At 48.8% G+C, this 25,559-nt stretch carries 24 protein-coding genes; 2 read left to right on the forward strand and 22 right to left on the reverse strand.

The genetic code is table 11. The annotated features are described in order from the left end of the window. Positions 1-32: 32 nt before the first annotated feature. The gene (locus H9Q79_RS10595) at positions 33-1,091 is read left to right on the forward strand and encodes a LacI family DNA-binding transcriptional regulator (protein WP_118647694.1); all 1,059 of its coding nucleotides are present in this window, start codon (positions 33-35) and stop codon (positions 1,089-1,091) included. Between the two features lie 72 nt (positions 1,092-1,163). On the opposite strand, the gene H9Q79_RS10600 is transcribed toward H9Q79_RS10595, so the two are convergent. Then, a complete protein-coding gene (locus H9Q79_RS10600; protein ID WP_330596798.1) occupies positions 1,164-2,639 on the reverse strand; it encodes a sodium-dependent transporter in 1,476 nt (491 codons plus the stop codon). A 213-nt stretch (positions 2,640-2,852) separates the two neighbouring features. Between H9Q79_RS10600 and H9Q79_RS10605 the strand changes: the two genes are divergently transcribed. Further along, complete coding sequence (locus tag H9Q79_RS10605) at positions 2,853-3,731, forward strand: LysR family transcriptional regulator (RefSeq protein WP_118647696.1); 879 nt, start codon at positions 2,853-2,855, stop codon at positions 3,729-3,731. On the opposite strand, the gene H9Q79_RS10610 is transcribed toward H9Q79_RS10605, so the two are convergent. The 21 genes from H9Q79_RS10610 to murA form a co-directional block, all read right to left on the reverse strand. Next, entirely contained in the window at positions 3,709-4,395 is a 687-nt protein-coding gene (locus H9Q79_RS10610; RefSeq protein WP_118647698.1) for a YczE/YyaS/YitT family protein, read from the reverse strand. The two genes, H9Q79_RS10605 and H9Q79_RS10610, sit on opposite strands and share 23 nt — an antisense overlap. Then, on the reverse strand, positions 4,382-5,497 hold the full coding sequence (locus tag H9Q79_RS10615) for a uroporphyrinogen decarboxylase family protein (RefSeq protein ID WP_118647700.1): 1,116 nt from the start codon (positions 5,495-5,497) through the stop codon (positions 4,382-4,384). The genes H9Q79_RS10610 and H9Q79_RS10615 overlap by 14 nt, the downstream gene beginning before the upstream one ends. A 21-nt stretch (positions 5,498-5,518) precedes the next feature. Then, positions 5,519-6,214, reverse strand: a complete 696-nt coding sequence (locus H9Q79_RS10620) for an L-ribulose-5-phosphate 4-epimerase (protein WP_118647702.1) — start codon at positions 6,212-6,214, stop codon at positions 5,519-5,521. Between the two features lie 13 nt (positions 6,215-6,227). Beyond that, a complete protein-coding gene (locus H9Q79_RS10625; RefSeq protein ID WP_249328252.1) occupies positions 6,228-7,277 on the reverse strand; it encodes a hypothetical protein in 1,050 nt (349 codons plus the stop codon). Positions 7,278-7,289: 12 nt separating this feature from the next. After that, positions 7,290-8,132 carry an L-ribulose-5-phosphate 3-epimerase gene (locus H9Q79_RS10630; RefSeq protein WP_118647704.1) on the reverse strand — a complete coding sequence of 281 codons (843 nt, stop codon included), beginning with the start codon at positions 8,130-8,132 and terminating at the stop codon, positions 7,290-7,292. After that, positions 8,129-8,920 carry a DeoR/GlpR family DNA-binding transcription regulator gene (locus H9Q79_RS10635; protein WP_249328253.1) on the reverse strand — a complete coding sequence of 264 codons (792 nt, stop codon included), beginning with the start codon at positions 8,918-8,920 and terminating at the stop codon, positions 8,129-8,131. Before H9Q79_RS10635 ends, H9Q79_RS10630 begins: the two co-directional genes overlap by 4 nt. A gap of 28 nt (positions 8,921-8,948) precedes the next feature. Further along, a complete protein-coding gene (ulaG, locus tag H9Q79_RS10640) occupies positions 8,949-10,052 on the reverse strand; it encodes an L-ascorbate 6-phosphate lactonase (RefSeq protein WP_249328254.1) in 1,104 nt (367 codons plus the stop codon). Positions 10,053-10,065: 13 nt separating this feature from the next. After that, positions 10,066-11,538: an FGGY-family carbohydrate kinase gene (locus H9Q79_RS10645; RefSeq protein ID WP_118648017.1), complete on the reverse strand. Its 1,473-nt coding sequence runs from the start codon at positions 11,536-11,538 to the stop codon at positions 10,066-10,068. Between the two features lie 109 nt (positions 11,539-11,647). Further along, complete coding sequence (locus H9Q79_RS10650; RefSeq protein WP_249328255.1) at positions 11,648-12,181, reverse strand: hypothetical protein; 534 nt, start codon at positions 12,179-12,181, stop codon at positions 11,648-11,650. Continuing rightward, the gene (locus H9Q79_RS10655) at positions 12,171-13,661 is read right to left on the reverse strand and encodes a C45 family autoproteolytic acyltransferase/hydrolase (RefSeq protein ID WP_249328256.1); all 1,491 of its coding nucleotides are present in this window, start codon (positions 13,659-13,661) and stop codon (positions 12,171-12,173) included. The genes H9Q79_RS10650 and H9Q79_RS10655 overlap by 11 nt, the downstream gene beginning before the upstream one ends. A 74-nt stretch (positions 13,662-13,735) precedes the next feature. Next, positions 13,736-15,427, reverse strand: a complete 1,692-nt coding sequence (locus tag H9Q79_RS10660) for an ABC transporter substrate-binding protein (protein WP_118648011.1) — start codon at positions 15,425-15,427, stop codon at positions 13,736-13,738. A gap of 35 nt (positions 15,428-15,462) precedes the next feature. Continuing rightward, entirely contained in the window at positions 15,463-16,422 is a 960-nt protein-coding gene (locus H9Q79_RS10665) for an ABC transporter ATP-binding protein (protein WP_118648009.1), read from the reverse strand. A 1-nt stretch (position 16,423) separates the two neighbouring features. Next, entirely contained in the window at positions 16,424-17,404 is a 981-nt protein-coding gene (locus tag H9Q79_RS10670; RefSeq protein WP_249328257.1) for an ABC transporter ATP-binding protein, read from the reverse strand. 15 nt (positions 17,405-17,419) lie between these two features. Continuing rightward, positions 17,420-18,298 (reverse strand): ABC transporter permease, encoded by an 879-nt coding sequence (locus H9Q79_RS10675; RefSeq protein ID WP_249328258.1) that lies wholly within the window; start codon positions 18,296-18,298, stop codon positions 17,420-17,422. After that, entirely contained in the window at positions 18,258-19,268 is a 1,011-nt protein-coding gene (locus tag H9Q79_RS10680; protein ID WP_118648005.1) for an ABC transporter permease, read from the reverse strand. Before H9Q79_RS10680 ends, H9Q79_RS10675 begins: the two co-directional genes overlap by 41 nt. A 33-nt stretch (positions 19,269-19,301) precedes the next feature. Beyond that, positions 19,302-19,973, reverse strand: coding sequence for a nuclear transport factor 2 family protein (locus H9Q79_RS10685; protein ID WP_118648003.1), 672 nt, complete (start codon positions 19,971-19,973; stop codon positions 19,302-19,304). An 18-nt stretch (positions 19,974-19,991) separates the two neighbouring features. After that, a complete protein-coding gene (locus H9Q79_RS10690; RefSeq protein WP_249328259.1) occupies positions 19,992-20,660 on the reverse strand; it encodes a nuclear transport factor 2 family protein in 669 nt (222 codons plus the stop codon). A gap of 14 nt (positions 20,661-20,674) precedes the next feature. Beyond that, positions 20,675-21,451 (reverse strand): SDR family NAD(P)-dependent oxidoreductase, encoded by a 777-nt coding sequence (locus H9Q79_RS10695; RefSeq protein ID WP_249328260.1) that lies wholly within the window; start codon positions 21,449-21,451, stop codon positions 20,675-20,677. A 613-nt stretch (positions 21,452-22,064) separates the two neighbouring features. Continuing rightward, complete coding sequence (gene ftsZ, locus H9Q79_RS10700; protein WP_118648021.1) at positions 22,065-23,222, reverse strand: cell division protein FtsZ; 1,158 nt, start codon at positions 23,220-23,222, stop codon at positions 22,065-22,067. Between the two features lie 172 nt (positions 23,223-23,394). Then, entirely contained in the window at positions 23,395-24,261 is an 867-nt protein-coding gene (locus H9Q79_RS10705; protein ID WP_249328261.1) for a cell division protein FtsQ/DivIB, read from the reverse strand. A 1-nt stretch (position 24,262) separates the two neighbouring features. Then, the gene (gene murA / locus H9Q79_RS10710; RefSeq protein WP_249328262.1) at positions 24,263-25,519 is read right to left on the reverse strand and encodes a UDP-N-acetylglucosamine 1-carboxyvinyltransferase; all 1,257 of its coding nucleotides are present in this window, start codon (positions 25,517-25,519) and stop codon (positions 24,263-24,265) included. Positions 25,520-25,559 lie beyond the last annotated feature (40 nt).

Consider the following 25,559-nt stretch of genomic DNA (forward strand, 5'->3'; position numbering starts at 1 on the left):
AATGTATACGACTACATCGAGGAGGCCCTCAGATGACGAATAGAGAACTCGCGCATATGCTGAAAATATCCCCGGCGACATTTTCCATGATTATCAACAACAAGCCCGGAATATCTTCAAAAACCAGAGAACGCGTCCTGCACCAGCTGGGCGAGATGGGTTACGACAATTTAATAAAATCTGCCCAGCAGGAGCAGCAGGCCTTTGTACAACAGCAGATGCTGTGCTTCGTGGTTTATCTCCGGCATGGCAGGGTGCTGAACCAGCATCCGTTCTTCCTGCTTTTGATGGAGAGCATCGAAGCCCAGGCCAGGAAATTCGGGTATTATATTATGATGAGGACGATAGACTCCCATTCTCCTGTCAGGCCACAGATTGAGAGCCTGAATCAGATGAACGCCAGCGGAGTCATTCTGTTCGCCACGGAGATGCTGGAAGAAGACATTGAATATTTTTCCGGCCTGACGATCCCCTACGTGGCCATAGATAACGATTTCTCACATCTCAACATCAACACCGTGTCCATCAACAACCAGCTTGGAACCCACCAGGCCATCGAATACCTGGTCCACCAGGGCCATCAGGCCATTGGCTACCTCCAGAGCGAGGATTATATCAGCAGTTTTGGCGAACGGGAACGGGGCTATAAGGAAGCGCTGGCCAGATTCGGCCTGGAATTGGATCCGCGGTACATCTACCGGGTCCGTTATGCGGAAGAAAGCAGCTATCTGGATATCTCGGCCCTTCTGAGGGAAAACGTCCCTCTGCCGACCGCTTTCGTATGTGATGACGATACAATTGCCGTGGGCGCTCTGAGGGCGTTCCAGGCGGCCGGACTGCGGGTCCCGGAAGATATCTCCCTGATCGGCTTCAACGACAGGCCCAATACCAGCCTGACCCAGCCGCCTCTGACCTCTGTCAACGTGCCCAGATATTCCTTCGGCACTGCCGCCGTGGACGCCATCGTTTCATTGATCGGCAAGATCAAAAATGACCCGTCCGCGATTGTGCGCACCACCAAGACAAGGATCGGCACGCAGCTGACCGTCAGAGGTTCTGTGAGGCCTGTGACAGACGCAGGCATTAATTAAAGAAAACCATGCAAAAAGGGAACCCGCCGGTTCCCTTTTACTTTCACCTGTAGCTGTATATTCGAGTAAAAATCAACATTTTTTTGTTCGTTTCTTTCTGCCAAATATAAACCACCCGACGAGCGCCAGCACCAGAACGCCTATCACCATCCACAGCGCCAGTGTCACCGGCCCTTTCTGGCAGAACATATCATAGTATCCTTTCAGATAAATCACCAGGATAACAGCCGGAATGACGAACAGCATGTAGTACCGGATGCCCTTTGGGAATTGAATCCCGTCGCCTGTGTTAACCTCCCGGAGAAATCCGTCGAATCCCCAGCCATACCGCGACACGCAGAACATCACATAGACAACGGAGCCCAGCGGCAGGATGTTGTTGGATACGATAAAATCCTCCAGATCCATGATGCTGGTTCCCGCCCCCAGCGGCTGTACGCCCGACAGTACGTTAAAGCCCAGGATGGCCGGCATGGAAAGGCCGATCATCAGGATCAGGTTCACAACCACAGCCTTCCTTCGACTCCAGCCCCGGAGGTCTATCGCGTATGAGAGTATGTTCTCAAACACCGCGATGACCGTTGACAGTGAAGCGAAGGACATGAACAGGAAGAATAAAAATCCCCAGATCCTTCCTCCGGCCATCTGGTTGAACACATTCGGCAGCGTGATAAAGATCAGCCCCGGCCCCGCATCCGGCTCTACGCCAAAGGCAAAGCAAGCCGGGATGATGATTAATCCGGCCATCAGCGCCACAAAGGTATCCAGAATCGTGATATGTATAGACTCTCCCGCCAGCGAACGCTTCTTTTCCAGATAGCTTCCAAAAATCGTCATGGAACCGGCGCCGATGCTCAGGGTAAAAAACGCCTGAGACATGGCCCCGAATATGACGTTCCCTATCCCGATCTCTTTCATGGCATCAAAATCAGGCACCAGATAAAATTTCACACCTTCCGCGGCGCCGTCCAGGCTCAGAGAGTGTACCGCCAGGACCGTAATCAGCGCCAGGAGGCAGATCATCATGACCTTAACGATCTTCTCCAGCCCTTTCTGCACGCCCAGGGCGCAGATGCCGAAGGACAGCACGACCACAAGAACCATCCAGAAGGTCATCGTCCCCGGCGAAGCCTTCAGGCCGGAAAAGTAATCCGCAACAGCCTGGGTATCCTTACCCGCCAGCCTGCCCGAGGCGGTGGCGTAGCAATAATACATCATCCAGCCGGAAACCATCGTATAGAAAAACATCAGCACATAATTAGACACCATGCTCATATAACTGAATTTGTGGAAATTAGAGCCCTCAGGCTCCAGCATATGAAAGGCTTTCGCCGTACTCCTGCGGCTGGCACGCCCTACGGCGAACTCACAGATCAGGATGGGCAGGCCCAGAATCACCAGAAACACCAGGTAAATCAATATAAATGCAGCTCCCCCGAATTTCCCAGCCATATAGGGGAATTTCCACACATTTCCCAGCCCGATGGCACATCCCGCAGACACCAGGATAAACCCAAGACGCGAGCTGAATTTCTCTCGTTCTTTCAACAGTTCTTCCTCCCTCAATCACAGTCGCTGTGGGGTAAAAAAGCTCTCACAAAAATATCCCGCGCAGCAGCCTCGTGAACACCGGCCCGGAATCACACAATTTTATTCAGCACTTGAAACCCCATATTATTTAGTATATAATGCCAGTATACATTTGTAAAATTGATGCTTTTGCTTATATACATGTAAATTTTCGATGGAGAACTATCAAAGATGGAAATTAAGAATCTGGAAACCTTTATACAGACTGCAGAGCTGGGCGGCTTTACAAAAGCGGCCGAAAAGCTCGGATACTCCCAGTCCACCGTTTCCTTCCAGATCCGGCAGCTGGAAGAGGCTCTGGGAATCCAATTGTTTGAACGGGTCAATCACACGGTCAAGCTGACCGCCCGCGGAAGCGAGATCCTGGCGCTGTGCCATGAGATCCTCAAGCTCACGGGAGATATGAAAAAAGTGGCGGACGGGCAGCGCCAGATCGGCGGCCATATCCGGATTGCGACCGCCTCCTCCCTGTGCCACTGGCTGTTTGGCCGCCAATTCGAGGCCTTCCACCGGCAATATCCCGGCATCACCCTGAAGGTAACCTCCGCCAGCACGGAAGAGATGTTCCGCCTTCTGAACCAGAACGAGACAGATCTGGTCTATACGCTGGATAAGCACATCTACAACCAGAATTACAGGATCGCCGCCGAAAAACAGGTATCCGCGCATTTTATCGCTTCCTCCCGCAATCCGCTGTGCGGGAAGAAAAGCATATATATGGCCGAGCTCGCGGACCAGCCATTTATCCTCACGGAAAAAGGCATGAGCTATCGTAAGCTCCTGGAAGAGCATCTTGCCAGCCGCTCCCTGGAGATCCGCCCGTTTCTGGAAATCGGCGATACACCGCTGATCTGCCGCCTCGTGGGACAGGATATGGGGCTTTCCTTCCTCCCCGACTTCGTCACTCAGAAAGCGGTGGAAGCCGGAGAAATATCCAGGCTGGATATCAGGGATTTCTCCACGGATATTTGGGTTCAGCTTTTATACCACCGCGATAAATGGTGCTCCCCGGAAATGCAGTGCGTGATCAATTACCTCTCTGCCATTTAAGCAGCCGGTCCAGCCCTTTTTCCAGCCTGCCCCTGAAAACCTTAACTATCATTCCCGTACAGAGCGCGGCTATGACGGTTCCCTCTCTGATGCCTGCTACTGTCCCATGGATGAATGCCAGAGACAGGATTGCCGCCAGCGCCACACAGCCCACATCAAAGATAATTTTAACCGAGCCAAACTCTCTGTGAAGAGTATCCGCCGCCGCTTTTACAAACGCTTCCCCAGAATTCATAATGACATTCGCTATGACTGACAGCGAAATCCCAAATCCCAGAATCACAGTCCCTGCTGCCACCATGGCCAGTCTGGCCGGATAGCCTTCCACTCTGACAGGCGACACCAGCCACATTCCAAAATCAGTAAAACATCCAAACAACACAGACAGAGGAACCTGAAGCAGCTGTATCCACTGGAATTTTTTTCTCAATATTACAATCTGGCCCAGGATCAGCACACAGTTCCAGACAATCAGCCAGTTACCCAGAGACAGTGCGTCAAACCGGATGCTGAGCACATTTGCCACAGACGAAATGGGCGATACGCCCAGCTCTCCCTTTTTTGTAAACGCGACGCCCAGTGCCGAAAAAAACAGGCTGATCATAAATAATACATACCGTCTGGCGGTCTCCGCCCCGGACCGTTTCCCGCTATCCTCTGTCATTGCATTCTCCGGCGTCTGACTGCGAAAATCCCAGTAACCGTTCTCTGGAATACCGGTACAGCTTTTCATAAAAATGCGGATGATGGATCTGGGAGCGGTCCCCGATCATACACGGCGCTCCCGGATTCAAGAATTCATCCACAAATTTCCTGGCTGCCTTCTCCACCTCCGCTTCCGGCATTTCTGCCGGAATCACGGGAGTCTCCACACCGATCAGAAGCTCCTTTCCATACTGGCGGTACAGCTTCCGCTTATCATTCATATCCTGACCCGTCCAGGAATCAACTCCCGCTTCAATCATGGCCGGGATCAGCGCCTCAATCTGCCCGCAGGAATGCATGTCATAGAACAGCCCTTTTCCATGGGCATAATCCGTCACCTTACGGATGTGGGGAACCAGCATCTCACGGACCGTCTGAAGGGAGAAAAACGGCGCCCGCTGGCTGCCCCAGTCGTCATGGATACAGATCCCGTCCACGTGAAAATACTCTGTATACTTATCAATCAGCCCACAGTACAGATCAGCTAAACGGTCTAAAAACCCGTGAACAGCCTCTTCCTGATCTTCATCGATCAGAGCCAGGGCCGCATTTTCAAAATCCATCATAGAGATCATCCGTTCAAAAAAACCACTCATAATTACCGGGACAACCGCCAGCTCCGGATCATTCACGAATTCCCTGCTGAGCGCCGCCTGACCTTCCCAGTCCCAGGAATCAATCTTCGGCCACCGCACCTTCTCTTTCCACTCATTCATGTCCTGCATCAGAGGATTCCCCGGTTCCACCATGGCCCCTCCGGCCACTTCAATAAACAGCCAGTTGATCCCGAACATATCCTTAAAGCCCTCCGGATGTCGTACCGGATCCCCGCCGTCCGCCACAAAGCCTCTGGCCTCATTATCCGGGACAACTCTGGGCGTGAAAAACTGATAATGCTTAAAATCCGGAAGAAACACCGGGACTTTCCGGAAGATGGCCTCCTTAATATTCGTTCCGGCCGTAACCGGAGCGCTGTACACCGGCACACCGATGGTTCCCCGGGGATTCGGGATCACGCGGCGGACCTTCAGTTCGCCCTCGCTAAACGGTACTTTCTGCATAAACTTTTCCTCTTTCTCCTGTCAGTTTTGACCATAATAGGCATTTTCTCCGTGCTTGCGGTAAAAATGCTTTTGAATCAGCGCCTGCCCTGCAGGCACCGCTTCAGGATTTAACTGCTCCGTCCGGAACGCCATCTTCGCGATCTCCTCCAGAACCACCGCGTTGTGCACTGCTTCAGCCGCATCCTTTCCCCAGGTAAAGGGGCCATGGTTCTTCACCAGCATGCCCGGATGATACTCCGGGTTCATCTTTCGCGCTTCCAGGCATTCGATCATCACCAGGCCCGTATTTTTCTCATATTCTCCGTCGATTTCCTCATCCGTCAGCTCCCTCGCGCAGGCCACCGGCCCGAAGAAATAGTCTGCCTGTGTCGTTCCGTATAATGGGATATCTCTCCCTGCCTGTGCCCAGGAAGTGGCCCAGGAGGAATGCGTATGCACAATCCCCCCGATCCGGGGATATTTTCTGTACAGCTCCAAATGAGTCGGTGTGTCGGAGGACGGGCGGCAGCTGCCTTCCACACACTCTCCCTGGAGATTCACCACCACCATATCCTCCGGCCGCAGCCTGTCATAGCTCACCCCGCTGGGTTTAATGACGAAACAGCCGCTGCCGCGGTCTATCCCGCTGACATTTCCCCAGGTATAGGTTACAAGCCCCCTTTTCGGCAGCTCCATATTTGCACGGTATACATCTTCTTTTAATTGCCCCAGCATATTCCCACCTCTTTTATTTATCCGAAAGCTTGTACATGGCCACCTCGTCAATCTCGCGGTTGGCGGCGATCAGGACATCCTTCCCATCCTTCATATAGTGACAGACATTGGCCGGCCCGCAGCCCGTGTCCAGGACTTCCGCCCGGTAGCTTTTTTTCTCCTTGTCATAAGTAAACAACAACAGGCTCCTCTCGCCTTCCCGGTGCCCGATGACCACGGAAGGCCGGCCTGCCAGCATCCCGCCATAGATCGCGTGGGCAAAATCTGCCCTGTCATAGCTGTAAATCTTTTCATATCCGGCCTCCCTATGCTTGTAGAAGGAGATATGCTGCCCGTGGAATGGCGAAATTACGGCCAGCTCCCCGATTCCGTCCTGATCCATATCCACCAGCACCGCATCGCTGGCCGCCTCCTCTGTCAGACGCCGGATCTCCCATGCCTTGCCCGGCGCCTCCGGAGGAATAAACTGATAGACGCCGCTGTCACAGGCGATCAGGCAGGTATCACCCTCTTCTCCCCCGATTCTATAGTAACCGTGGTTTTTCAGCATGCCATCCTTAACGACCTCCAGCTTTAGCTGGTGCCCTTCATCATAACCGTCCAGGCTTTCCGGCAGGACTGCCGCATAGACCTTACCGGGCTTCGACCAGTCATTCTTGTACTCGTGGCCTGATTTCAGCGTACAGGCGATCAGATACTTAAATCCGTTCCTGCTCACGATATCGAAACGGTGGACATGTGGCAGCTCCGCCAGTGTCCTGACCTGCCAGTTTCCCCCGGAAACCGGAACTGCCACCACAATTTTCGCTTCCTTAGAATCGTTGGGCGAATAAAATTTATGCGTGGCAAGGAATAATCCGTCGCTGCCCGGAACCTGCACCATACTCATGACACCGCCCGGCCCTTCCCATACCGTGTCCTCCAGATTCCCGTCTGTGTCAAACAGATAACAGGGATCCTTCTTTTCTGCTGCCACCAGGATATGCTCCCGTCCCCTGTAGGTGAGCGGGGCAATGGAATAGCATTTTGTCAGGTTTGCCATCACTTTTTTCTCTATGTTCACAGAAATCTCCTCCTAACTCTGCCTGTCCAGAATGGCAGACATGGTTCTGGCCACGTAATCCAGGTCCTGTTCCCAATCCGGGCTTCCTGTATACCAGAATTCAGTCACATACCGGCGCACGCCCAGTTCCCAGGCTTTCCGGATACCCTTCTCAAAATCCACATGGCCTGTGCCGAAGGGAATCTCACGGAATTTCCCCGGCACGGTTTCTTTCAGATGCATGGCGATGATACGCCCCTGCCCTGTCTCCAGGTCGTCCTGCACATTTCCGCCGCTGTCTGCGGCCGCGTTGGTGATATTTCCCAGATCCGGATAGACATTCAGATAAGCGGAATCCATCCGGCGCACAATCTCCATCGCCTTCTGAACCGTATTCATAAATTCTGTTTCCATGGTTTCAAAGCCCAGGAGAATCCCGCGCGCGGCGGCCATATCGGCTGCTTTCCGGAGATTTTCCAGGAAAAGCGCTCTGGTTCTTTCATTTCCCTGCTCGTAATATACATCATAGCCGGCCAGCTGTATGATCCGGATTCCCAGATCTCCGGCCAGAATAAGCGCCTTTTCCATGATCTGCATCCCCCGCTCCCTGACCGCCTCAGACTCACTGCCTAAAGGATATTTCCGGTGGCCACTCAGACACATGGTCCGGATAGGAAGGCCTGTCTCCCACATCAGCTCCACCAGCTTCCGCCGCTCCGCCCTTCCCATATCCAACCGCTCCAGCTTTTCATCCGTCTCGTCGATGCTGATTTCTATAAAATCGTAGCCGGCTTTTCCCGCCGCAGCCATTTTCTCCCGCCAGCTCAAGGTACCCGGCATCGCCTTTTCATAAAGCCCAATCGTATAATCTTTCATTCCTTAAAATCCCCTTTATGAACCTGATGGATCTGCACGCCGGTCGCCTGCAGCCCGGCAATTGCCTCAGCCGGAGCCTTTTCGTCAGTGACCAGATGGCGGATACTCCGTACCGGAGCGCTGATAAATCCACTCTCACGCCCGATCTTCCTGTAATCTGCCAGCACGTACACCTCACAGCCGGAGTTGCGGATCATCAGCTGATTGATTTCCACTTCCCCTGCCGCCTCCGTGGTCAGGCCAGTATGCGCTGAAATGCCGGAGCATCCCAGGAACGCTTTACCCGCATACACTGTCTGCAGATTCCTCACGGCGAAATCACCTGCCATCACATTCCTGTTATGGCGCACCTCTCCCCCGGTCAGTATAAGGTTCACACCACGGGAATATTTTGCCTGAACCGCAAGTCCGTTGTTGGTGATAACCGTCACGTTTGCCGCCCTAATGTATTCCAGCATCTGCAGGGCATTGGCGCTGGAATTAACGAACAGAGTATCGCCTTCTTCGACAAATTCAGCCGCATACCGGGCAATCAGCCTTTGGTACCTGTTCCTCTCATCATCTTCCGCTTCCTCCGGGTTCCGGCTCTCTGACTCCGGAAATGCAGCGCCGCCCCGGACACACACCAGCTGCTTCTGGTCCTGCAGATATTGCAGGTCCCTACGGATGGTCAGCATGGATACCTGCAGCTTCACGGCCAGCTCTTCAATCCGGATCTGCTGGTTATTCCGCACAATTTCCAGGAGTTTTCTCCTTCTCTCATCTATGTACGCCCGTTCCCGTTTCATGCGGCCACCTCCTCCCTGTTCCTCTTTTCTACAAAAGGGAACGGAATGGTATGTTCTGAGGCGCCTCAAAGCAATCCTCAAATCCTCTTCTGTGATGGTACGCTCTCTTCTCCTGGTCTGTTGGATAGACATACTTTCCGCCGACTTCCCAGAAGAAAGGATGAAAGCCGTATTCCAGGCGGTCCTTCTTCATGTCATACAGTACCTTGATCTCATTCACATCCGCCATGAAGTTCGTCCAGACGTCATAGTGGATCGGGATCACAACCTTGCAGCGCAGCGCCTCAGCCATCCGCAGGATATCGCAGGAGGTCATTTTGTCCGCCATCCCCACCGGATTCTCCCCATAGGAGCCGAACGCCACATCGACGTCGTAATCCTTCCCGTGCTTCGCGAAGTAAATGGAATAATGGGAATCCCCGCTGTGATAGATGTTCCCTCCCGGCGTTTTAATCAGATAGTTGACCGCCTTATCGTCCATGTCTGTCGGGCATTTCCCCGTCAGCTCTTCCCGGTCGGGCCCCTGGGAATCTGTGGTCACAATACAGGTGCGGTCAAAGGAGTCCAGGGCGATGATCTCCACATCCTTGATCTTGATGGAATCCCCCGGCTTCACAGTGATGCAGCGGTCCGCAGGGACTCCCCACTTCTGCCACAGTTCCACGGATTTTTTCGGCCCGATGAACGGTACCGGAATCTCCTTCCCATTCTCATCCACAGTCGTCAGACCACTTTTGATCACATGGGCGGCATATTCCGCGCTCATGTGGTCCTGATGGTAATGGGTGGCCAGAACGGCGTCCACCTGTTTCACCGCAAAAGGATCAATGACAAAGGGCACCGCCCGCAGGTTCGGCTGCATGGCGCGGGCGCCGCACATGTTCGCCATCTGATGGCCCACCTTCATCCTGCCGTCCCCATGGGTGCGTTTTCCGTTGCCGCACCAGAGATCCACAGAAATATTACAGCCGCCCGGAGTCTTGAACCAGATGCCGGTGCAGCCCAGCCACCACATCGCGACCGTTCCTGGTTTTACCTCCTCGTTCTCTATTTCTTCATTCAGCCAGGTCCCCCATTCAGGGAAGGTGCTCATAATCCAGCTCTCTCTGGAGATTTTGTCAATTTTGCTCATATCTCTGCCTCCGCTATTCATAAATTTTGGAATATAATTCATTCATTTTTTCCTGCTTCTGCAGATATATCAGATGTTTCTCATCATCAAAATCATATTTTTCAATCGCGTCTTTTCTGCGGACAGCGGCGAAGATTTCTTCAACGGAAATGTTTTTTCCTGTCAGGTTTTTCATGGCAACAATCAAAGCTCCTACCGATGTAGATTCTGAATCCTCCAGATGATATAGCGGAATACCATAAATATCCGCCTGCATGCAGTTCATAATTTCACTCTTCGTTAATCCCCCGCTGATATAAGCTGCATTTACATCCACATATTTTCTAAAAATGCTTATATTATTGCTGATCTCCAAAAATATCCCTTCCAGAACTGCTTTTAAAACTTCTTCACGCCGTGTCCCCAAAGTAATATTCAAAAAAGCGCCTCTTGCTTCCGCATTCCATTTCGGAGTACTTCTTCCCTGAAAATACGGAAGGACAATACAGGAAACATCTTCCTTATACAATTTTTCCAACTCATGATTTATCTGACCATAGTCAATTCGCTCCCAGTCATAGAATGTTTGGCAAAACCAGTCAAACGCAGAACAACAGGCTAAAACGTTTGCCTCTATAATGTACTCACCCGCAATCGAAGAGCAATTACAGATAATATCCGGCGTGAGATTATCAGGTATTTGCCGGCTTGCCGCAACCAAAAATGCTCCCGTTCCGGTCACAATAGAGACTGCCCCTTCTCTATAAGCCCCATGGCCAATTGCCGCACATTGCTGGTCGCCACCGGCGCTGATTACCGGTACTCCTTCTCGAAGACCGGAAATATGTGAGAACTCTTCAGTAATCACTCCGACAACGCTCCCCGGTTCTCTAAGGGTACAAAGCTTTTCCTTTTCAATTTGAAATAATTCTAGTAAACGGTCATCCCATTCCCTTGTTCTCAAATTCATCAGATTAGATCGGCTGCCATAGGTGTGATCTGTCACATACTCACCTGTCATCAAATGAATGAGATATTCCGGAATATTTACAAACTTATATACCTTTTCATATATATCCGGTCTGACCATACGCAGCCAGAGCATCTTCCCACCTGAGAATACACAATTCGTTTTCGCGCCGCTGAGGGCAAATATTTCATTATCATATTTTTCCAGGCCTCTGCAGATATCACGGTTCCGTGTATCCTGCCACATGATTGCATTCATTAATGGCTGGCCGGATGCATCTAGCGGGATTACTGATGAACGCTGAGCTGTTATTGCAACTGCTTCTATTTCTGCATTAAAGATGTGTATCCTCGCTGTGAACGCCCGCAAAATTAGAATTAATGCGTCCTCGAAATCTTTCGCCGGCTGTTCCACTCGTCCATTTTCCCCATGAACAGGCTGATATTTTACTTGTTTTGCAAATACTTTCTCGCCATTTTTCCGATATAATATACCCCGGATACTGGATGTGCCAACATCAATTACTAATATGTTCATCTTTATTACTTCTCCATCATTATTCTAATCCGAATATAGCATAAACCTGCCCAGTGAACGCAGTTTAAGCCAATCCGCACCTTTGTGCTTTTTATGATGTTCTCTGTAATCAGATGTCTGTCGCTTTTAAGAATTTCTGCAACAGCAGAATTACAAATACACAAACAGCCGTCAATATCTGGCATATAATCGCCACTTTATCCTGAATTGTAAATCTGCCCCTGAACTGCAAAGCAGAGCAGACCACCGATATGATTAATAATAGCAACCCAATTCCGGCACTCCAGGTAATCAGCCGTTTCTGCAAGACAATATCTGGTTCTGCCACCTTTTCCTTGGAAAACAAAAAACACCCCACCCCGGTATATAGGAATGCCATTGCACCTAATACCAGTAGAAGAAAAATTTCACTTTCTTTTACCTGATTCACTTTACACCGTATAGAACTTCCATATAAAAATACAAATGAACCGAAAAACATAAAAATTAAAAGTCCAGCCTTATACAGCCATAATTTCCAGCCTGTCAAATTCAATTGCTTCCACTTACCTTTATAGCTGTAGACCCAACGATATCCCTTTTTATTATTACAGGCTTTCCGTTCCCATTCATAATCCTTTTTTAAAAACTCATTAAAACCCATTGCATTTTCCTTCCCCAATATTTAAAAACGCATATTGCTGCGCTTTTAAAAACGCCGAGGCAGAATGGCTCCATAGTTCCAGGTCTCCCTCACAATCCTCTTCACATATTGCCAGATTTCTCCAGTATATTCCCTCCGCATAAGCAAGTTTTGCTTCCTTAAGAGAATCTCCCATATCATTCATACATGAGACTTCATAAATACGCCGGGCTGCCTCTTCCCAGACAGATTCTGTAACTTCCCGCGCTGAATGAGCCATAATAGTTTTGGTAAACACTCCCGTTGCCCATGGATTCATGGACATCGTTTTATCCCGGCACCCATTTAGGAGATAAAATTCCAATCTTTCCGGATAAATTAACGCACTAAATACACATTTTGCATCCGCTGTACGGATTTCCGGCGAAAATTTTCCGGTATGACGTGCAGCGAGCTGGCTGCCTCCACCCCATAAATCGTTCCACCCTGATCTGACTGCTTCCGGAACTTTCCATCTCTTTTTGCCCAGGACAGACAGGTCCTTGGCAAAAAAGCGCCGGTTTCCTAATGCATTATTCAACAGCTCCAAATCTATCTTCCCATAATTTTCAACCAGTACCTGTTCCTCTGACCAATAGCGAAAATAACTGTTCATCCATTCTTCATGCTTCTGTCCAAAAAAATTTGAACTTTCCATTTGTGGTATCATAAAATGATTAGTGGCCAGCAAATAGTCTTTTTCTCCATTGTCTCCAGCCATCCTGACCATATCCCGTGCTGCTGTATGTTCAATTACAAAAGCCTTACCTCCTTTATCTGCAATATGAATATTTTCTCCGCCCCCAGGGCCCAGTCTTTCTGCTAATATTTTTTCTTTCGCCGCCTCTGCATTTTTACAGCTTACGGCACACAATATTAGCGAAATGCAGTTAGGCAGCCCCACCCCCACATCTTCCGGCATTGCATTTTGACCGCAAGATGCCATCAGCACTAATCCCTGAGTATTTAACACACAATTGCAGGTAAACCCGCTTGCCGAAATAAACGGATATCCACAATCTGGATAGGCTATAACCGTCGGCGCATAATAATTCACAAGTTCTTTCTCATCACAGTTCATACCGCAATATGTTTTCTGACCTGCTGCGGCCTGCCCCCAGGCCGATATATTACTGCAGCGCATATCTGTTTTGCGAAAATCCATATATGCCAAACCAATATCTGTAAAATCAAGCCCTGCTCCCTCTGCAATCCCATGCCAAAGCATGCTGATTTGAGGTGCTTTCTCCTCTAACAGCTTCTGATACTCCTGTACTGCTTCCAATGCCGTTCCTTTTCTGCGCCAGTAATCTACCGCATTAGCGATACCGCTGGCACACTTTATGCGTACGGCATCTTTAGCCTGTTTTCCATACTGTACTCCCATCTGATGCCAAGAACCGCTGACAAAAACAAGCCCCTTTGTTACAGGAATCTCCGGTATATCATGTTCTTGATCCATTCCTCATTCCCTTTTAACAGTCAAGGCTGCCACATGATATCTAACAATGCAGCAGCCCTGTACCTCAATCTTTTTTATTCAAAATAAACACCTGTCAGATTCCAGGTCTGCCATCCTATTCTTTCTAACCCCTTTAGATTAGCCGCATAAACAGACTTGTCCATCCTCTGCACAATCGGATACCAATAAAGATAATCCGTTAACGCAACCTCTTCAAATTCACGGAACATGGTCCACCACTTCTCGTCATCCATGGTCGTATTCAGCGGCTCAATATAGGTGTTGTAATACTCATCCCAGGAATCAAACTGCTCCGAATGCGCATATGTATTCATCTGAGTCTGTGGTGTATAGTTCCAGCCATTGGAACTGGCGATGCTTCCCAGGCCCATTTCAAAAATATCCCAGGAATCTACATCATTTCTCATCATATCGTCATAGGTACTTACATCATATCCGCCAAGCTCCAGAGTTACACCTATGGAGGACAGACTGTTTTTCATAATTTCGCCGATCGTAGCATAGATATTATTGGTTCCAATGTATAGATAAGTAATGGAGAAGTCGTTGCCGTCAGCATCCTCTCTCATGCCATCGCCGTCCGTATCCTTGATGCCTGCTTCATCCAAAAGGGCAGCAGCCTTCTCTAAATCATACTCATAGAACCAGTCATCACTGAAATCCGTCATTGTGCCCGGTTTATTGCTCATAATTGTATAGATATCCTCACCCATACCGTCATATACAGATACCATGGCCTCACGGTCAAATGCATAGCACAATGCCTGACGCACTCGCAGGTCCTGCAGTTTTTCTGAATACCCGTTAAATCCGATGCTGAGCGCATCCTCCAACGGTGCTTCCGAACATGCCAGATTCTCATAGTCGCCATTCAACACATTTGCTGCATCCGTTCCACCCGGAACAAATATGTAATCCGCATTCCCTGTCTCCAGCTCAGAAAATGCCACAGACGTATCAGCAATAAACCGGGCTGTAATTTTGGAGAGAATAGCAGCTCCTTCAAAATAATCATCAAACCTCTCCAAGGAAACATAATCATCCGTCACGTATTCTTTAATCTGGAAAGCTCCGGTACCAATCGGCGCATCATGGAAAAATACATTCTCATCCCCGCCCACTTCATCATAATAGTCTTTGTTCCAGATCCCAATCAGCCCAATCTGTGTCAATGCGCTTTTATGAAGCTCCGTAAACGGAACATAAACTGTATAATCATCCACTGCTTTTACATTGTCAAAATCTATAAATTCCATGCCATTCTTAACAGTAAAAAATCCAATGCTCATCACCACGTCATCCGCAGTCAGTTCCTCTCCATTCTGAAACTTTACACCCTGCCTGAGCTTAAAAGTGATCCCCATATAATCTTCGTCCCACTCATAAGATTCAGCCAAACTACGGTCACAGACTCCTACTTCGTAAGAACCGTCTTCCAGATAATAATTATCCACCAGATAGTTTGTACACATAGATGTCAGTGCAGAAGCATTATTTCCAACTGAAACAGCCATATTTACATTTCCGTGATCCCCATTAAAAATAATAACCATTTCGTCCTTGGTCGTTGCGCCGCCAGTTTCGGCTGCACTTCCCGATCCTATCTCACTGCTCCCTGCATTCCCACTTGTACTAGTACTGGTGTTCTTAGACTCATTACCCCCTCCACAGGCAGTAATCGCCAGCATGGATGCAGCAAGAATTCCTGCCAGTACAGACCTACTGATTTTACTACACTTTCTCATATTTCTTTCTCCTTTCACTTTATATTCAGGTGTCCTCACACCTTACTATCAATTTTGCAAAGATGACACGCTACAAAATGCCCTGAACTAACTTCCGTCAGCCGCGGTGTTTCCTGTCTGCACTTATCTGTTGCCTCTTTACATCTTGCTGCGAAACGGCAGCCGGGCTTTGGATCGATCGGAGAAGTGATTTCTCCCTCCATCATAATCCGCTCCTGCGGACAATGAATATCCGGCACCGGAACCGCCGACAAAAGCGCCTTTGTGTAAGGGTGCCTGGGATTCGCAAACAATTCCTCATTCCCTGTGAATTCCACCACCTGTCCCAGATACATAACCATAATTTTAGTAGAGATATACTTTACGACCATGAGATCATGGGTAATGAACAGATAGGTCAGGCTATTTTTTTCCTGTATATCTAGCAGCAGATTGATGATTTGTGCCTGGATAGAAACATCCAGGGCCGATACCGGTTCATCACATACGACAAACTTCGGATTCATAACCAATGCACGAGCAATTCCAATACGCTGACGCCTTCCTCCATCCAGCTCATGCGGATACGCATTCACTAGCCTCTTTGCAAGGCCAACCGTATCCATAATTCCCATAACCGCCTCGTCTATCTGCTTTGCTGAAAACTCTCCGCTGATTTTCATAGGTTCAGCGATCGTCTGATAAATCGTCATACGTGGGTTCAAGGAAGAAAACGGATCCTGAAAAATAATTTGCATTTCTTTTCTAAGTGCATGCAACTCCTTCCTTTTCACTTTTGTGATGTCTTTCCCCTTATAAATGATCTGGCCTTCTGTGCTCTCCAGCAAATGAATCAGCACACGTCCCAAAGTTGACTTTCCGCAGCCAGATTCACCGACCACGCCCAGCGTCTCGCCTTCGTTAATCGAAAAGTTCACATCATCAACGGCATGAAGTGTACCGGAACCAACATTAAAATATTTCTTCAAATGCTTTGCAGAAATTAATTCTCCCATATCACTTCACCCCCTTTTTATGTGGATGCAGGCACCGCACGAAATGTCCTTCCTCAAGTTCCATCAGTTCAGGCAGTTCTTTTTCACACCGTTCGCATTTATATTCACACCGTGGAGCAAACTTACAGAATTCCGGCAAATTCGCAGGATCTGGCATTAGCCCTTTTATCGGTTTTAGGCGTTTACTGTCTTTTACATATCCGGGCAGCGAATTAAACAATCCGACGGTATACGGATGAGCCGTCTGATCAAATATCTGCTCCGCACTGCCAAGCTCTACGATCTCGCCCGCATACATAATTGCCACTCTGTCGCACATCTGTGCCACTACGCCCAGATCATGGGTAATCAACACAACTGACGTGTCCAGATTTTTTTTCAAATCATTCATCATATCCAACACCTGAGCCTGAATGGTCACATCCAGAGCCGTTGTAGGTTCATCGGCCAGTAAAATCTTGGGAGAGCACGCCAGTGCCATCGCAATTACCACTCGCTGCTTCATCCCGCCTGAGAACTGATGGGGATATTCATTATACCGTTCCCCTGAAATTCCAACCATCTCCAGCATCTCAATAGCTTTTATTTTTGCTTCTTTTTTGCTGATCTTCTGATGCAGATAAAGAACCTCCAGAATCTGATCACCCACACAATCAACAGGATTCAGAGCCGTCATCGGATCCTGGAATACCATGGAAATCTGTTTTCCACGAATCTTTCGCATTTCTGCCCTGCCTGCTTTCAGCAGATCCTTCCCTTCATATTCTATGTTCCCACTGATTATCTTTCCAGGAGGCGACTGCAGGAGGCTCAAAATACTCAGCGCTACAGTTGTTTTTCCTGCCCCCGTCTCTCCTACCAAGCCAAGGGTTTCGCCTTTTTTCAGATCAAAGGAAATATGATTAACCGCTCTGCAGACCCCGGCATCACTGGTAACATAATGAACCGTTAAATCTTTTACCGATAAAATATTATTCTCCATATCCCTCTCCTCATACTAGTATTTCAGTCTGGGATCCAATGCATCCCTCAGACCATCCCCAAACAGATTGATGGAGAGTACCACGCTCGCAATCGCCAAACCCGGGATCGTCAGAAGATAGGAATATTGCCGCATATATTCTCTTGCCGTTGACAGCATAGACCCCCATTCTGGTGAAGGCGGCTGGACACCCAGACCCAGGAAACTAAGCCCGGCTGCAGTCAAAATGGAAAACCCTACCTGCATCGTAAAATGCACGATTAAAAAGCTGCTCACATTCGGTAAAATATGTTTAAACATAATTCGGACATTCCCAGCATCAATGCTTCGTGCCGCTTCCACATATTCGTGACTCATTTCAGAAAGCACCGGTCCGCGGATCGTCCTTGCAGCACCCGGAATACTAGCAATGGCAACTGCAATAATACAATTCTGCACCGTTCCACCAAAAATCGCAGTGACACAGATAGCCAGCAGCATAGCAGGAATTGCATTCAAAACATCCAGGATTCTCATGATGATGTTATCAGTTTTTCCTCCGAAAAAGGCTGCACACACGCCAAGTATCACGCCAAACACCGTGCTGAGACCTGCTGCACAGAAACCAATCATCAATGAAGACCTGCCACCATAAAGGATCCTGGCCACCATGGAACGTCCCAGACTGTCCGTACCAAACGGATATTGCTTGCAGGGGGCAATGAAACGGTCTGCAATATTCTGTGCGTCATAACCTTCTGGGCAAATAATATTTGCCAAAGCGCAGAGAAGGATAATCGCGAGCATCACCGCCAGGCCAATCATTGCCATCTTATTTTTCACAAGACGCCGCATTGCTACATTCAGCATACTTCTATGCTTTACCTGTTGGTTTTTCTTCGCCTGCTTCGACATTGTCTATGACCTCCCTTCTTTTTGCTTCTTTTCTTTTGCCTGAACTAAAACGAGATTTCACCCGTGGATCAATAAATGTATAAATAACGTCAATCAACAGGTTTACAACAGATACTGCTACCGCTATCAAAAGTACACAGGCCCGAAGCAACGCATAATCACGGCTGTTGATTGCTGTAACCATACAGGTTCCAAGACCATTCAGCACGAAGACCGATTCTATAATTGCCGAACCGCCCAGCCCATTAGCAAATTGCGTTCCAATACTGTTAGTAATCGGTATCATAGCATTTCTCAATATATGATGTTTCGTAATTACTCCTTCAGCCTGCCCTTTGGCCCGCGCAGTCCGTACATAATCCTGAGAAATGCAGTCCAGTACAGAGGAACGGGTAACACGCAGGATAGAGGCCGAACTCAGAACCCCCAGTGTAACCACCGGCAGCACCCAGTGTTTCCAGCTGTAGAGGCCAGACACCGGAAACCATCCAAGATTCACAGCAAACAGCATAATCATCAGGAAGGAAAACCAGAAAATGGGGATTGAAATTCCCACAATTCCAACCAGCCTTGACAGAGAATCTAAGATTTTTCCTCTGTGCTTAGCTGAAACAATTCCCAGCGGTACGCCAATCAGGGATGCAACAATGGTCCCGTACAGGGCCAATTGAAAGGAAATCGGAAAACGATAGGCAATTTCTGCGTTCACTGATGTTCCAGACCGATAGCTCAGCCCCAGATCTCCTTTTGTAATCAAACGAAACATATATTTTCCATACTGGACTACAATAGGGTCATTCAGGTTGTAAGATTCTCTCCACTCATCTTTCGCCTCTTCCGTAACATCCGCCCCCAATGCCATATCGGCCGGATCTCCTGGAGTTAGAACTTGAAGCATGAATACGATAATTGACACCCCTATTAACACGGGAATCATCATCAAAATCCGCTTGAAAATATACTTAAGCATACATCATCCTCCGTTTTATACTTCTTACCAGGGTTACTTAATATTAATATACATCCACTGATTATCTGTTTCTTCTGGAAATTGTTCCCAGGTATCCTTTCGGGGCGGCTCCGGAACGGCTTTTCTGATCTCATCCTTCTGATACGCATATTTTCCTAGAAAATTCCTATCCTGCTCCGGTGTAAGCGGAGGCCTTGTATTTGTCGGCTCCATGCTGTGTACCCACCCCTTATGATATTCGCATTTTGTTGTCCTTTGCCAAGCGCCAGACAGAATTTTCCATTCTCCGTCCTCCTTCACATGGGTACCCGGTACCATCCCAAGGCTGATGATTGCCATCGGCTGTTCCCTGAATTTTGATAAACCTTCTACCCCCAAGGACCACCACACCGCACGGGCCTTTGAACAATCATCATTTATCTCGATCACTGGTGTCGTCAGCGGATGAATCAGCGAGTTTCCTTCCAGACTGTCCACTACCGCTTTCGCTCGGAACGCCATCTCTCCTTCCACATCAAAACTGGGGTGTTTCAGCGCCTTCAGTTCTCTGCGTCGTTCCCCAATATGCTGGTCATCATGGAACGTAGCGGCCTGCCCCCGAAGATTTTTTATTTCCCACACGGAGAGCAATTTTTCAATCCTGATCTCCAATGCGGCAAATTCTTCGTCAGACATCTCATTTATAATTTCCATATAATCATCCATTCGCCATATCCCCCGCTTTTATTTTGTCTTATCTTTTTCAAGCATCCAGCCGTTATCTGTATAAGTTTCATAGGGTCTCGGACAGGCCGGGATTGCTTCACGGACAGAGAGGGGTGAATAGGGATTATGGTATGTAGTGGGCTTCGCAAGCGGATGCACCGGTTTATTCAGACGATGAATCATGCTGGTGTCTTCAACCCATCCCTTTGAATATAAACACTTGATATATCGAAAATAATGCAGATGCCAGATTTTCCATTCTCCGCCCAGATTTATAAAATCTGCAGCCAGCATTCCCCATGCCCAGATTGCCTCAGGATCCTCTCCCTCCCTGGGAATTGCACCCCCTCCGGGACACCACCATACCGCTTTGGCACTCTTCCTGTCACCAGCCACTTCTATCATCGGTGTAGTCAATTGAATATCTATCATTTCTCCGGCCTTAGGCTCTGCCCCGACTGTTTCCTTGATGATTGTCTCTACCGCTTCCTTTCCCTCAAAGACACCTTCATCCGCTACTTCCACAGATACGCCCTCTGCCTCCAGGGCGAAGTGTGAAAGTACCTTATCCGCTTCCCTGAAATTAAATGCAGCTATCGTTCTTCCCATCTCATTCTGGATTTCCTGATAAGCCTCCAGTTTTTCAATATTTTTTATCAGTTCTTTTTTTCTGATTTCCGTAACCATTTTTCTCCTCCTCTTTATCTTGCCTGACAAAGTCCGCCGTCAACCGGCAGTATTACTCCGTTCACATAGCTGGAAGCAGGACTCAGCAAAAACATAATCGCCGTTGCTTCTTCCTCCGGCCGCCCGGCCCTTCCCATGGGATTGATTGAAATCAGATGCTGCATTTCTTCTCCCATCTGCGCTTCATGATTCCTGGGGGTATGAATCGGGCCGCCGGGACAGACACAGTTCATTCGCGGCTCACCTTTTAAGGCTACTGCCTGGTGCTTTGTATAGCCGGTAATTCCTGCTTTAGCTGCCGCATACCAGGGAAGTCCTCCTCCGGCTTCAAAAGTTCCGGCCAGAGCCCCAACGTTTACAATCGCTGAACCAGGTCCCGGATTAGTCGCTTCAAAAGCCAGACAAACACGATGAATCATTCCAAGGGCAAGGGCAATTACTTCTTCAAAATTCCACTGGCTATTCAGCATCTTAGGCCCTGCAACATTTGCAAGGTATAACGGCTTACAGAAATCCAAAGTTTCCTTCATTGCCCTATCTACCGCATCATCCGATCCTAAATCTGCCTGAATAGCTTTAATATTTTCCCCAAATTCCCCGGCTCGTTCAATCGTTTCCTGTATTCCCTCAGCAAACATATCCCAGGCAGCTACCTTCAGTCCCCCTTGGGCCGCCAGAATGCACGTCGCCGCTCCAATTCCTGACGCTGCTCCCGTCACAATAATCCCGGTACCTTCCGGAGCCATCCACCCTTCAAAAATAATCTCCGGTTCTCTGTAATTTTCAGCCATTTTACAATCCTCCTCGGCTTTTGATCTTTAATTTTTGTAGTTTTATATTATCATCTTTTTTTATTCAAAATTCTTTTGTTTAATTAAGCACATTTGTGCTTTTTCCGAAATTCTTTTTGTACATCTTTCACTACGCCAGAGCCTTTACACAAGCACAAAAAAAGAAAAGACCCCTATTGCCTTTTCTAACCACAAGTCCTCTGGAAACTTATCATCAATTCAGATCTTGTTTTTCTTTTAAGTGCTTATTCAGGACTATTGTTAAACTTCATATGGGGAATATTTGCCCCTATTATTTAAATGTATTAGAATATCAATAAAAAAGCTCCAACTGCCCTGTAACACACCGACTATACATTTCAATTATATCATATTCATATAATTCATTAAAGTCTCTTCGGCAAAAAACGAAATTTTAAGATAGCCCGTATTCCTCTTCTTTCATCGGATATTTATTTTCCTTGAGTCTCCGGGAGTTGGAAGGACCCTTCTGGTTCTGGGACTGAGGTATACGACCAAAAAGCCCCTCACAGGACAGCCAGATCACACGTTTGCATCTGCCTGCCCTGCAAGGGACTTTTGAGATTTTTCATAGCTATTTTCTTTGTTATTCTTACTTTCTGTTCTTCAGGAAATCCGGGATCTGGATATCCTTCTTCGGTACATTGCTGGTCATAGGCGCTGAAGCCTTCGGCATGTTATACCCCTGTGCCGGAGCCTGCTGCTGCGGCATCTGGAAGGTCGGCATCTTAAAGCCGGCATTGCTGAAAGCGCTCTTCTTAGTGGCCTCGGCCGCCTTCTTGGCATCGGATACGCTGGCCTGCCTTGCTGTCGCATCATCCAGTCCCGTAGCGATCACCGTGATCTTCGCAGTATCTGCAACGGTATCATCATACATCGCGCCAAAGATAATATTCGCATCCTCGCCTGCCAGATTCTGTACATAGCTGGCGGCGTCGTTGGCATCCATAAGGCTGATGTCACCGGAAATATTGATAATAACGTGGCTCGCTCCCTGAATGGTTGTCTCCAGCAGCGGGCTGGATACGGCCTGCTGTACAGCTTCCAGAGCCTTGTCGTCTCCCTTCGCTTCGCCGATACCGATATGCGCGATGCCCTTGTCCGTCATGACGGTCTGCACATCCGCAAAATCCAGGTTAATCAGAGCCGGCAGGTTAATCAGGTCAGTGATTCCCTGTACGGCCTGCTGCAGCACTTCATCAGCCTTCTTCAGGGCTTCCGGCATGGTTGTCCTGCGGTCAACGATCTCCAGCAGCTTATCATTCGGGATCACAATCAATGTGTCCACGCTCTGTTTTAACTTTTCAATACCCATCAGGGCGTTGCTCATACGGGTCTTCGCTTCAAAACGGAAGGGTTTTGTCACGACCCCGACGGTCAGTATGCCCATCTCCTTGGCAATATTGGCAACAACAGGAGCAGCGCCGGTACCAGTACCACCGCCCATTCCGCATGTTACGAAAACCATATCGGCACCTTCCATCAGCTGCTTCAGCTCTTCTATGCTCTCCTCGGCCGCCTTCTCCCCCACTTCCGGCTTAGCCCCGGCTCCAAGACCCTTCGTGATCTTTTCGCCGATCTGAAGTACGGTTGGCGCTTTGCAGAGTGTCAGTGCCTGTTTATCTGTATTTACGCCTACAAATTCCACACCACCGATGGATTCCTCCACCATTCTATTCACAGCATTATTACCTGCTCCCCCGACACCGATGACGATGATTTTTGCAGATGATTCTGCTTCATTTGTCATAATTTCTAACAAAGTACTTCCTCCTTCACGGCTTTCGCCTATTTATATTCTCCTCGAAATGTATCTTAATCTCATTATCAGTTACGTATACAGATATATAATATAATTTATTCCTGAATTTATCAACTGTTTTTTCGATTTTTTCCCCACTTTTTTTCTGTCGGAAGGCGCTTTAATCTTGGTCAAATATGATGTTCTGGGTATCGTCTGTAAAATCTTCCAGATGAAGGACTCCTGACATTCCTGAGAGCTTCGGCAATATTGCCGCAACCCTGGTCATCTTTTCCTCCAGATAGGAATCTGTGCCCAACGAGATCCGGACCTGTCCATAATTCAGGGTCATTGACTGATTTCTGGCGAATTCCACGCTGTCAGGCTGAATCTCATATTTGTCAATCATACGGGTCAGCGCCAGTATGGTGTTGAATACCGAAGGATCTTCCACCGGAAGAATCTCCCCGACAGCCACACTCTCATAATTCAGGCCCGTAATCAGAGGGACGTCCGTCAAAGCCGGACGGAAGGCTGTGGTATCTGTCTTGCTTCCGCTCATGGCGCCGCCGCTCTCTGCCTGCCCATCCTCTCCGGCAGGTCCGGCGGCCGGGGAGTTGCTGTCATCCGTACTCTGTGACTCCGCTGCCGAAAGAGATTCCAGCACCAGACCGTCTTTATCAAAATAGTAATCCATATCCTCCTGCCGGACATAGCCGATGGGCTGTTTTTCATTGACATGCAGGCGGATCTTATTCCTGTTTAAGTATTCCACATCTACGGATTCCATAAACGGGATATCATCCAGATTAATATGCCCCTGGAAGGTGGAAAGCAGAACGGAATTGTGGGCGAAGAAGCCCTCCAGCGCCATATTCTCCACTTCCTTTTCTGTATACCTGGTATTCCCGACAACCTCCACCTCTGTGATATAAAACAACCCCCAGAACAGCAAAAGCGCCAGAACTACCACACCAACAACAGACCACCGGATCATCCGCCTGGTCTTTTTGGAGGCTTTTCGGTAATTTGACTTTCTTTTACGCATCTTAACTCCTGTATATCCTGCTGATTCTTCCTCCCAGCAGAGTAATGTCTTTTTCTATATGCTCATAGCCCCGGTCAATATAGGTCAGCTCATCAATCTCAGTGCTGCCCTCGGCTGCCAGACCGGCCACAACCAGAGCGGCGCCGCCTCTCAGATCCTCGGCGCTCACACAGGCACCGTGCAGGCTTCCGCCCTTTATCTCCAGCACATCGCCGCACTTTTGGATATCGGCGCCCATTTTCCGCATCTGCATAGCCGCTTTATAACGATCCTCAAAAATCGTCTCCCGGATCCTGCTGCTTCCCTCCAGCGTAGCGCACACTGCTGCCAGCGGTGACTGAAGATCCGTCGGAAATCCCGGATATCCTGCAGTTTCCAGAAAAGGAACAGCCTTTCTCACGCGGCTGCTGTCCGTAACTAGTGTACCACTTTTCACTTGATATTGTCCACCCATTTTCTGATATACGCCCAGGACAGCCTCCATCTCCTCTACCGGAGCACTCTCCAGGGCAACCTTTCCCCTGGTCGCGGCGCCGGCAAACAGATACGTACCTGCCACGATCCGGTCGGAAGGCACCGAAAATTCAGCCGGATGCAGCCGGCATACGCCTTTAATGAGGATTTCTCCGGTTCCCTCTCCTTTAATCCTGGCACCCATGGCCCGCAGGAAATGGCAGAGATGGATAATTTCCGGTTCTCTGGCGCAATTGGACAGGCAAGTCACTCCCGCCGCCACAACTGCCGCCATCACGGCGTTCTCAGTGGCCCCTACGCTGATTCTCGGAAAACAGTACCGGCACCCCGTCAGCTTTCCCGCACGGGCATGAAGGCCGCAGCTATCCTCATAGATCTCCACCCCCAGAGCCTTAAGCACTGCCAGGTGAAGATCGATCGGCCTCCGGCCAATCGTACATCCGCCCGGATAACTGATTGAAATCTGCCCGTATCTGGGAAGAAAACTGCCCAGTAAAAAAACAGAGGAGCGCATTTTATCCGCATACGCTCCCGGAATTTCGCCCGAATATATATTGCTGCAGTCTATCAAAAGGCTATCCCTGCACCATCTGGTTCTGGCGCCTACAGATTTTAGAATTTCTTCCATACACCATACGTCTGCGATTCTGGGACAATGATGAAATACTACGGTTCCCCGCTGCAGAAGGGCGGCAGCCATCATGGGCAGAACCGCATTTTTTGATCCTTGTATCCGGACATTTCCCGACAGGGGATATCCGCCTTCCATTTGATATAGATCCACCGTCCGCTCTCCCGTACACCTTCTCATATTATCATATGCA

The organism is Wansuia hejianensis, assembly GCF_014337215.1.
In the GTDB taxonomy this organism is placed as follows: Bacteria; Bacillota; Clostridia; order Lachnospirales; family Lachnospiraceae; genus Scatomonas; species Scatomonas hejianensis.

Bases quoted from the DNA above. Each gene is read 5' to 3' on its own strand.
- H9Q79_RS10595 (WP_118647694.1), top strand. From the start codon at position 33: ATGACGAATAGAGAACTCGCGCATATGCTGAAAATATCCCCGGCGACA.
- H9Q79_RS10605 (WP_118647696.1), top strand. From the start codon at position 2,853: ATGGAAATTAAGAATCTGGAAACCTTTATACAGACTGCAGAGCTGGGC.
- H9Q79_RS10610 (WP_118647698.1), bottom strand. From the start codon at position 4,395: ATGACAGAGGATAGCGGGAAACGGTCCGGGGCGGAGACCGCCAGACGG.
- H9Q79_RS10615 (WP_118647700.1), bottom strand. From the start codon at position 5,497: ATGCAGAAAGTACCGTTTAGCGAGGGCGAACTGAAGGTCCGCCGCGTG.
- H9Q79_RS10620 (WP_118647702.1), bottom strand. From the start codon at position 6,214: ATGCTGGGGCAATTAAAAGAAGATGTATACCGTGCAAATATGGAGCTG.
- H9Q79_RS10630 (WP_118647704.1), bottom strand. From the start codon at position 8,132: ATGAAAGATTATACGATTGGGCTTTATGAAAAGGCGATGCCGGGTACC.
- H9Q79_RS10635 (WP_249328253.1), bottom strand. From the start codon at position 8,920: ATGAAACGGGAACGGGCGTACATAGATGAGAGAAGGAGAAAACTCCTG.
- ulaG (WP_249328254.1), bottom strand. From the start codon at position 10,052: ATGAGCAAAATTGACAAAATCTCCAGAGAGAGCTGGATTATGAGCACC.
- H9Q79_RS10645 (WP_118648017.1), bottom strand. From the start codon at position 11,538: ATGAACATATTAGTAATTGATGTTGGCACATCCAGTATCCGGGGTATA.
- H9Q79_RS10650 (WP_249328255.1), bottom strand. From the start codon at position 12,181: ATGGGTTTTAATGAGTTTTTAAAAAAGGATTATGAATGGGAACGGAAA.
- H9Q79_RS10655 (WP_249328256.1), bottom strand. From the start codon at position 13,661: ATGGATCAAGAACATGATATACCGGAGATTCCTGTAACAAAGGGGCTT.
- H9Q79_RS10660 (WP_118648011.1), bottom strand. From the start codon at position 15,427: ATGAGAAAGTGTAGTAAAATCAGTAGGTCTGTACTGGCAGGAATTCTT.
- H9Q79_RS10665 (WP_118648009.1), bottom strand. From the start codon at position 16,422: ATGGGAGAATTAATTTCTGCAAAGCATTTGAAGAAATATTTTAATGTT.
- H9Q79_RS10670 (WP_249328257.1), bottom strand. From the start codon at position 17,404: ATGGAGAATAATATTTTATCGGTAAAAGATTTAACGGTTCATTATGTT.
- H9Q79_RS10675 (WP_249328258.1), bottom strand. From the start codon at position 18,298: ATGTCGAAGCAGGCGAAGAAAAACCAACAGGTAAAGCATAGAAGTATG.
- H9Q79_RS10680 (WP_118648005.1), bottom strand. From the start codon at position 19,268: ATGCTTAAGTATATTTTCAAGCGGATTTTGATGATGATTCCCGTGTTA.
- H9Q79_RS10685 (WP_118648003.1), bottom strand. From the start codon at position 19,973: ATGGATGATTATATGGAAATTATAAATGAGATGTCTGACGAAGAATTT.
- H9Q79_RS10690 (WP_249328259.1), bottom strand. From the start codon at position 20,660: ATGGTTACGGAAATCAGAAAAAAAGAACTGATAAAAAATATTGAAAAA.
- H9Q79_RS10695 (WP_249328260.1), bottom strand. From the start codon at position 21,451: ATGGCTGAAAATTACAGAGAACCGGAGATTATTTTTGAAGGGTGGATG.
- ftsZ (WP_118648021.1), bottom strand. From the start codon at position 23,222: ATGACAAATGAAGCAGAATCATCTGCAAAAATCATCGTCATCGGTGTC.
- H9Q79_RS10705 (WP_249328261.1), bottom strand. From the start codon at position 24,261: ATGCGTAAAAGAAAGTCAAATTACCGAAAAGCCTCCAAAAAGACCAGG.